Raw genomic sequence first — 7,449 nt, forward strand, 5'->3', positions numbered from 1 at the left:
CTATTTCTTTACCTGGACATTGAGGACTAGCTCTGAACAATTTTTTTAAATTTTCACCGACTTCATCACCTGTAGTTGGTTTCATAAAGTAAGCTTTTAATTCATTAGCAGTATTTTTTTTATCTGCATTTTCCGGACTCTCTTCATCAGCCCATCGCCAAATATAGGTAATGATTTGAGAAATTTGCTTTGCTTGCTGATAAAGACGCGTGAGAAACTCTACCGAATGAGAATTTATATTTTTTTCTCTCGATAGTTTACTAATTTTACTAGCCTTATGAAATAAATTACGACCTCCAAACATAAGTTCTCTCCTTTTTTTTATTAATTAAATCAAACCATAAAAATATCTGGGATTATCCCAAACAATTTTGTTCACCATATTCTTGAGATAACTTTTCCTTAAGCTCTACAACACTTTTAACAGTATATGACTGACAATCCATTTGTGGATAATCTGAGCCAAAAGTTAAATTTTCAGAGCCAAGTAAATCAACTATTTGAGAAATACAAGGTACTTATGGATCAACCGCAATATATTGACGACAAAGATACTCTATACATCAGTATAGATAGCATATCTTGAGACTTCCCAATGTTAATTTTTGTATTTTTCATTCAACCGTCACCAGACTCTAAAAGGCCCACCTGCAGTTAAGGATGAAACTTTATTAAACTTGAGAATAAATTTCTGTGACTGTAGTACTCAGAACTTGACATTCATCTTTTGTTTCTCTATTAATAACTTGTGACATCCACATATCACAATCTTTACAAGCTGTTCTTTTTTCTAATTCATTCAATATTAAATCTCGTCGCAGTTGCTTAAATAATTCTCCAGACCAAATTTCTTGTAATGTTTGTTGATGATAATCTCCTAAACTTTCAATATCTTTGTCAAAGCCTAATCTAAATAAAGTTTCTATACAATAATATATTCTGCCATCGGGCAAGACTGCCATTTCTATAAAAGGAAATAAACAAGGCCACCTTTCTTGAGCTTTTTGTTGATAATATTGGAGAGATTTTTGTACTGCTTGATTAGTTTTTTTGAGTCGCATATTGGTTTGTTGATATTCGGCGACATTTAAAATAAAAATACTATTTACTTTCGATAACCAACGATTAAAAAATAGTTGTTCTTCTGCTTCTGTTACATCTTGATTTCTGACAAAGGATGTTCTGACTTCACAGGAAATTCCTAATTTATCTCTAATTTTCAGGAAATTAATTACATTAGATTCTACTCGGTTAAAATCAGCTCCTCTAACTTTTAAATAAGTTTCTGGAGTTGCTGCATCAATACTAATATCAATACTGGTTAATCCGGCTTTTAATAATGCTGTAGCTCTAGTCTCATCCAGCAGTTGACCATTAGTTGTCAGATGAACTTTAGGAACTCCTTGCTGTCTACAGAGTTGAATAAAATCTATAATTTGAGGATGTAGAAGAGGTTCTTCAACACTGCCAATAAAAATGGTAATTCCGGCTTTGCCACAGTCTTGTGCTAGTCGTTCCATCATTTGCCAAGACATCTGTTTTTTCCCTTGAAAAAAGTCTGTGGTATGAGTTGGTTTTAACAGAGAACTGTGATAGGGACACATGACACATTTGAGATTGCAGGTATTACCGACAATTACTCTGACATAAGAGGGATTAATTGCTTTTCCATAATGGTCAGTAAAGTAATGTAGTTGTTCATCAATATCAATTTCAGATATTAAGGTCAAAGGAATGCGATCGTTTTTTTTACCTGTTAAGAAATCTTCAATTTGTGGCTGTAATTTATGCCAGATGTTACTGAATTGTTGGGGATATAAATAGGCTAATATCGGATAAGTGGGTAAACCTAATTCTGAGAGAATAGGCAAAGTTGGTTGAAAAACAATTATGGAATTATCTTCTTTGGCTGTAAGTAACAATTTTTCCAGGCTTTTTGGATGTAAAGGAATACCATGAGGGGGAATTTCTAGTACCCGATTTGGGATTTTCCAGTTATCATCAATTGGGGTAGTTAATAGTTTTTGAGGATCGTTGATCATCATTTTTTTGTTACTTGATTAAGATATGTTTATGGAGTCTGTTAGTATTTTAGTTATTGTTTTTCAAAAAAACATCCCGCATTTGTGATGAGGCTGGTACAGTCTATCCTAAATTTCAAGATTTTTAAAGATGTAACTAGTAACAACTTGCTGTTAGTTGTTGGAATATAAGGATTTTCCGAGTTCTAACTGTGGTCATGTAGTAGAAAAATTACCTCTAAAGATTAGAGAGTGGGATTGTCACTCCTGTGGTAGTCACCATGATAGGGATATAAATGCAAGTATAAATATTTTGGCTGCTGGGCTAGCAGTGTCAGTCTGCGGAGCGACCGTAAGATCTGAAGGGAACAAATCCCAGAGGACAGGTGCGATGAGGCAGAAAACCCCTAACAGCAATGCTAGGGAATCCCGCGCTGTCTCGTAAGAGCAGCGTCGGGAGGATGTCAACACTCTACTTTGTGTAAGTCCCATTATTGAATTCTCATTCCTGACTTCAGCGATCGCTATTTGAAAAGTTTTAATTATCAATTTCAGCTTCTAATTTTAAATTTTTCAACTTTGTCATCAACCTCTGACAAAAAACATCAAAAAAAGCCTCAATTAGCTAACGGAGTTTCAATAGTTTCAGCTTTCCCATGATAAAATTAATAGATAATAATCCAAGGGTATTTGTGACTTGATAAGATTTTTAAGCCCAAAACCATGATTATTTCGTTGTTTTTCAAGAAATTACCTGATATTTATTCAACAAAGATTGACTAATTTTCATCAGTTGCTCTAACAATGGTTTGACGTAGTTACAAATATATGGTAATGGCTAAATATCTTCCAAACTATAGCACTACATCTTTTAGTGAGGACGATAAATTTTAGTTATAGCAGTACGCAAATAGGTTAGGGCAATTGTAAACACTCAAACTCAATCAGGGATTACTTCTGACTTCTGACTTCTGACTTGCGCGTAGCGCTATAGAGCAACATATGATAATATCCATATCTGAAACTATTAATTTACTAAATAAGTATGTTGCTTCAAAATACACAAATGACTGCACAAGATTTCCTTGCACAACTTGATGAGATTATTGAAAAACAACATTTACTTAAGCATTCTTTCTACCAAATGTGGAATGAAGGAAAACTTTCTCTAGAAATGTTGCAAGAGTATGCTCAAGAGTATTATCTACAAGTTCATTATTTCCCCACTTATGTTAGTGCTACTCATGCAGCTTGTGATGATTTAGAAACTCGTAAAATGCTCTTGGAAAATCTCATGGAAGAGGAAATGGGAGCAGCAAATCATCCGGAATTATGGTTACGTTTTGCGGAAGGTTTGGGTGTAAAACGAGAGGCAGTTAAGAATAGGCAACATTTAGCAAAAACCAAGGAATCTGTAAGTATTCTCAAAGAGTTATCCCGCAGTGAAAATCCGGCAAAAGGTTTAGCTGCTCTTTATGCTTATGAGTCTCAAATTCCTGAAGTAGCTACTACTAAAATTGCTGGTTTGAAAGAATTTTATGGCATTAATTCTGAATCAGCTTTAGCCTTTTTTCAAGTACATGAAAAAGCTGATGAAATTCACAGCCAAGTTACAAGAGAAGCATTAGTAAAAATGTGCGAAACTGATGTTGAAAAACAGGAAGCATTATCAGCAGCAGCTAAGGCAGTAGATGCTTTAAATTTATTGCTTGATGGTGTTTATGAAGAATATTGTCAAGCTGTAAATTAACTAAATTTACAATCAAAAGTTTTAAATAATTAGGTTACTGATGAGAGACTAGGGGTTTTACATATCTGCCTCTAGTCTTTTGAATAGTAATTATTCAAATTGATTCTATATTATAGCTTATTAATTGCTCCTTGAGGCATATTTCCTGATAAAACTTGAATAATATTTTTAGCTGCTTCAAGAGCAATATCATGGCGAATTTCATCAACAGCGGAACCTATATGAGGTGTAAAAAAAGTCTGATTTTTCTCGGTTATTAATGCCTCACAAATGTCTTGAGGACGATGAGGAATTGCCCAATCTTCCATCTCAAATACATCAGCAGCATATCCAGCTAAATGTCCTGATTGAATTGCTGAGGCGATCGCTGTCTCATCTACAACTGACCCCCGACAAGGATTAATTAGGAAACTGTTTGGTTTCATCTGAGCTAAGGTATCTTGATTAATCAGATGATAGGTATTAGGAATTAAGGGTACCATTAATACTACATAATCACTAATTGTTAAGAGTTCTTCTAAAGACACTCTAGAGATTTTCCAGACAGTTTCTTGTTCTACAGATAAGGGAATAGGATCGCTGTAGAGTAAATTCATTTCAAATCCTACTAATCTTTGAGCTAAAGCTTTTCCTAATTTTCCCATCCCTACAATTCCTAGGGTTTTATGTAATAATCCGGTACTATAAAGTTGTGGTTTCCATCCTTGAAAGTTAGTATCACGAATTAGGCGATCGCCTTCTAACATTCGACGACCTAATCCAATTAGTAAACCAATGGTTAATTCTGCTGTGGGTGCTGCTAATAAATCGGGAACAATTGTGAACCAAATACCTCGTTTTGTACAAGCATCTATATCAAAATTATCATAACCTCTTAAAGCTCCTGCAATAACTTTTAATTGGGGACAAGCATCTAAAAAACTCGATTCAATATAGTCAGGCATAAATACCATTAAACCTTCAGCTTCTTTAGTTCGTTTGATAATTTCTTCACGAGATAATGTGTCTTGAGTTTGATTGAGAATAACATCACAACTTTGACTCAAATAATCAATAACTTCAGGATGAATCCAATGGGTAATAACAACTTTAGGTTTTTTATTCATAATGAGGAAGGAGGAAGGAAGAAGGAGGAAGGAAGAGGGAAGAAGGAAGAAGGAGGAAGGAAAAAGGAAGAAGGAAGAAGGAGGAAGGAAAAAGGAAGAAGGTTGATTTTTAATAGTAAACATCAAAAACCGAGTTTCTGGCTTCGCCAGCGTAATACCACATTAAAAAAAATGCTACAAAAAGATAGCTGCTCTAATTAATTTTAGATAGTTATATCTATCGTTTGGGTGCATCTCAATGCAAGAATAAAGCCAAAAATTTATAGTTTTTAGGCAACAGGCAACAGGGAATAGAGAATAGGGAATATATAGGAAAAAAGTATTTTTGCAAATATGAGATGCACCCTATAGTTTTTCCCTTTTTTTCAATATTTACTCCTTCTTCCTTCTTCTTTGTTCCCTCTTCCTTCTTCCTTCTTTCTTTGACTAGAATTAAATAAATTTTTGACGTAAATAATTACTTAAACTATCAACTAAAGTAACCATTATTAACACAACCAATAAAAGTGCGGAAACTTCCTCATATTTGAGTAAACGTAAGGCTCCAATAATCTCAAACCCAATGCCACCAGCTCCCACAGCACCTAATACCATTGAAGCTCGAAAATTGTATTCCCAACGGTAAAAAGTCACATCAGCAATTTGAGGAAAAATTTGAGGAAAAATGCTATGAAAAATAATTTGTAAATGATTAGCACCTGCAGATTTTGCAGCTTCAATCGGAGAATTATCTGTATGTTCTATAGCTTCAGCAAAAAATTTTCCCACCATACCAATTGAATGAAATCCTAATGCTAATACCCCAGGAAGTGTGCCAAATCCAACTGCTGCCACAAAAAGAATTCCTAGAATTAATTCAGGAATTGCCCTGGCTATATTTAGAATCATTCTTGATAGGAAATAAACAAAAGGATGAGGTGTAGTATTACGAGCAGCTCCTAAAGAAAGGGGAAGAGAAAGAGCAATAGCCATACCTGTTCCAGCAATACTCATAGCAATAGTATCAACTAAAGGTTTAATCCAGTCTAGAGCGCGACTAAAATCTGGCGGAAACATTTCTCCAACCATGCCAATTAAGTCAGGAACCCCCTCAGATAACCGTTGTCCATCAAGTAATCCCACACTCCCAAAGCTCACTAAAATAATGCCTAACAAAGTCAATGTTTTAGTCAAAGAAATATACCAACTTCTTTGTTGTTGACGGAGCAAACTATCAAATTTATTAGAAGTAACCATTATTTCAGTTATCAGTTATCATTTATCAGTTGTCAGTAAAGATAATTTTTAGAAGAAAATTGACTAATTTTTGTAAACATTCAGCGGTCAGCGGTCAGCCATCAGCCATTAGTTATTGCTTTTCGTTTTACATAAAAGCTTCATTGAAACTTGAGCTGCTTAAGAGCAGGGTTTAGAATTAAATATTACTATACTAATCCGGGTCTTATAGCTGATAGCTGACAGCTTATTTATTATTTACTCAATTCAGCAAAATCAAGATCGAGTAATTTTCCTAAGTCTCTCACCACATTATAATCTTCATCTGTAATTGATTGAAATCCATCTGCTTTAAATGGTTTTAGTATCGCTTCATCTTCTAATTCTAAAAATGCCTGTTGAATTTGTGCTTTAAGTTCAGGTTCTAAATCAGAACGCATTGTCCAAGGATATTGAGGAAAAGGTTTAGATTCAGCAATAATAATTACCTTATTTTTATCAATTGTTCCCCTCTCAACTAAGGCAGTGAAAATGGGTTTGCTCAACCCTCCCGCTTGTGCTTTTCCATTAGCAACAGCAACAGCAACAGCATCATGGGCACCCGCAAAAACTTCTTCATAATTTTCCCCTGGTTTTAATCCTTTTTCCATTAACATTGACTTGGGAATTAAGTGACTAGAAGTAGAAGCTTGATCGCCATAGGCCATAACTTTTCCTTCTATTTTTTCATAGGAATCAATTCCTGATTCTGCATTACCAATAACTAGAGCTTGATAAGTGGTTTTTCCATCTTTTTCTAAAGCAGCAAAGGGTTCAATATTACTTTTAGTTTTGGCTAAAACGTAAGATAATGGACCAAAATAGGCTAAATCTAAACGTCCTTTGCTAGCCACTTCAATCATAGAAGAATAATCAGTGCTGACAAATAATTCAATATCTTTACTTAGTTTATTTTCTAAATAAGTCTCAAGTCCTTGATTATTTTGAATGACAGTAGCTGCAGATTCATCTGGTAATAAAGCAACAACTAATTTATCAGGGTTAGCTTTTATATCTGCTTGTGTAGGCTGATTTTCTGTACTTGATGTTTGAGTATTAGAATTACTACAACTCACTAAACCTAACCAAGCCAAAAAAACCACTATCAAAAAATTTTTTTTGAGGATTAAACTTAACATAATCTGTCTTGACTAAACAATTAATGAAATAATTATAAATCTTGTCTATCAAAAGTCAATCCCTTTTTTTTCTAATGTGTTATAAATAACATTTATGCAGTTTTACTTAAAGGTAGAGTTAGATATATAGCAATTTCCAAAGTTATGAGGTAAAGTTGTTTTTCTTCTTTTCTATTCCA

At 34.1% G+C, this 7,449-nt stretch carries 7 protein-coding genes and 1 pseudogene; 3 read left to right on the top strand and 5 right to left on the bottom strand.

Features of this window, described 5'->3' with window-relative positions:
* Positions 1–304, bottom strand: a pseudogene (locus F6K13_RS10565) (hypothetical protein); the annotation flags it as partial.
* A gap of 367 nt (positions 305–671) precedes the next feature.
* Positions 672–2,045 carry a radical SAM/SPASM domain-containing protein gene (locus F6K13_RS10570; protein ID WP_124144081.1) on the bottom strand — a complete coding sequence of 458 codons (1,374 nt, stop codon included), beginning with the start codon at positions 2,043–2,045 and terminating at the stop codon, positions 672–674.
* 157 nt (positions 2,046–2,202) lie between these two features.
* On the opposite strand from F6K13_RS10570, the gene F6K13_RS10575 reads away from it, so the two are divergent.
* A complete protein-coding gene (locus F6K13_RS10575) occupies positions 2,203–2,466 on the top strand; it encodes a zinc ribbon domain-containing protein (RefSeq protein ID WP_375340661.1) in 264 nt (87 codons plus the stop codon).
* A 621-nt stretch (positions 2,467–3,087) separates the two neighbouring features.
* Positions 3,088–3,771 (top strand): CADD family putative folate metabolism protein, encoded by a 684-nt coding sequence (locus F6K13_RS10580; RefSeq protein WP_192901082.1) that lies wholly within the window; start codon positions 3,088–3,090, stop codon positions 3,769–3,771.
* 110 nt (positions 3,772–3,881) lie between these two features.
* Here the strand turns inward: F6K13_RS10580 and F6K13_RS10585 are convergent, their stop codons facing one another.
* The gene (locus F6K13_RS10585; RefSeq protein ID WP_124144079.1) at positions 3,882–4,877 is read right to left on the bottom strand and encodes a phosphonate dehydrogenase; all 996 of its coding nucleotides are present in this window, start codon (positions 4,875–4,877) and stop codon (positions 3,882–3,884) included.
* Between F6K13_RS10585 and F6K13_RS10590 the strand changes: the two genes are divergently transcribed.
* A complete protein-coding gene (locus tag F6K13_RS10590; protein WP_192901081.1) occupies positions 4,845–5,078 on the top strand; it encodes a hypothetical protein in 234 nt (77 codons plus the stop codon). The genes F6K13_RS10585 and F6K13_RS10590 overlap by 33 nt on opposite strands.
* A 231-nt stretch (positions 5,079–5,309) precedes the next feature.
* On the opposite strand, the gene phnE is transcribed toward F6K13_RS10590, so the two are convergent.
* Together phnE and phnD are read right to left on the bottom strand one after the other, a co-directional pair.
* Positions 5,310–6,113: a phosphonate ABC transporter, permease protein PhnE gene (gene phnE, locus F6K13_RS10595; RefSeq protein ID WP_192901080.1), complete on the bottom strand. Its 804-nt coding sequence runs from the start codon at positions 6,111–6,113 to the stop codon at positions 5,310–5,312.
* Between the two features lie 233 nt (positions 6,114–6,346).
* Positions 6,347–7,270: a phosphate/phosphite/phosphonate ABC transporter substrate-binding protein gene (phnD, locus tag F6K13_RS10600; RefSeq protein WP_124144077.1), complete on the bottom strand. Its 924-nt coding sequence runs from the start codon at positions 7,268–7,270 to the stop codon at positions 6,347–6,349.
* Positions 7,271–7,449 lie beyond the last annotated feature (179 nt).

It is taken from the genome of Okeania sp. SIO2B9, assembly GCF_010672505.1.
In the GTDB taxonomy this organism is placed as follows: Bacteria; Cyanobacteriota; Cyanobacteriia; order Cyanobacteriales; family Microcoleaceae; genus Okeania; species Okeania hirsuta.

Excerpts from the sequence above, each read along its gene's own strand:
- phnE (WP_192901080.1), bottom strand. The coding sequence starts at position 6,113 with ATGGTTACTTCTAATAAATTTGATAGTTTGCTCCGTCAACAACAAAGA.
- F6K13_RS10580 (WP_192901082.1), top strand. The coding sequence starts at position 3,088 with ATGACTGCACAAGATTTCCTTGCACAACTTGATGAGATTATTGAAAAA.
- phnD (WP_124144077.1), bottom strand. The coding sequence starts at position 7,270 with ATGTTAAGTTTAATCCTCAAAAAAAATTTTTTGATAGTGGTTTTTTTG.
- F6K13_RS10590 (WP_192901081.1), top strand. The coding sequence starts at position 4,845 with ATGGGTAATAACAACTTTAGGTTTTTTATTCATAATGAGGAAGGAGGA.
- F6K13_RS10585 (WP_124144079.1), bottom strand. The coding sequence starts at position 4,877 with ATGAATAAAAAACCTAAAGTTGTTATTACCCATTGGATTCATCCTGAA.
- F6K13_RS10570 (WP_124144081.1), bottom strand. The coding sequence starts at position 2,045 with ATGATGATCAACGATCCTCAAAAACTATTAACTACCCCAATTGATGAT.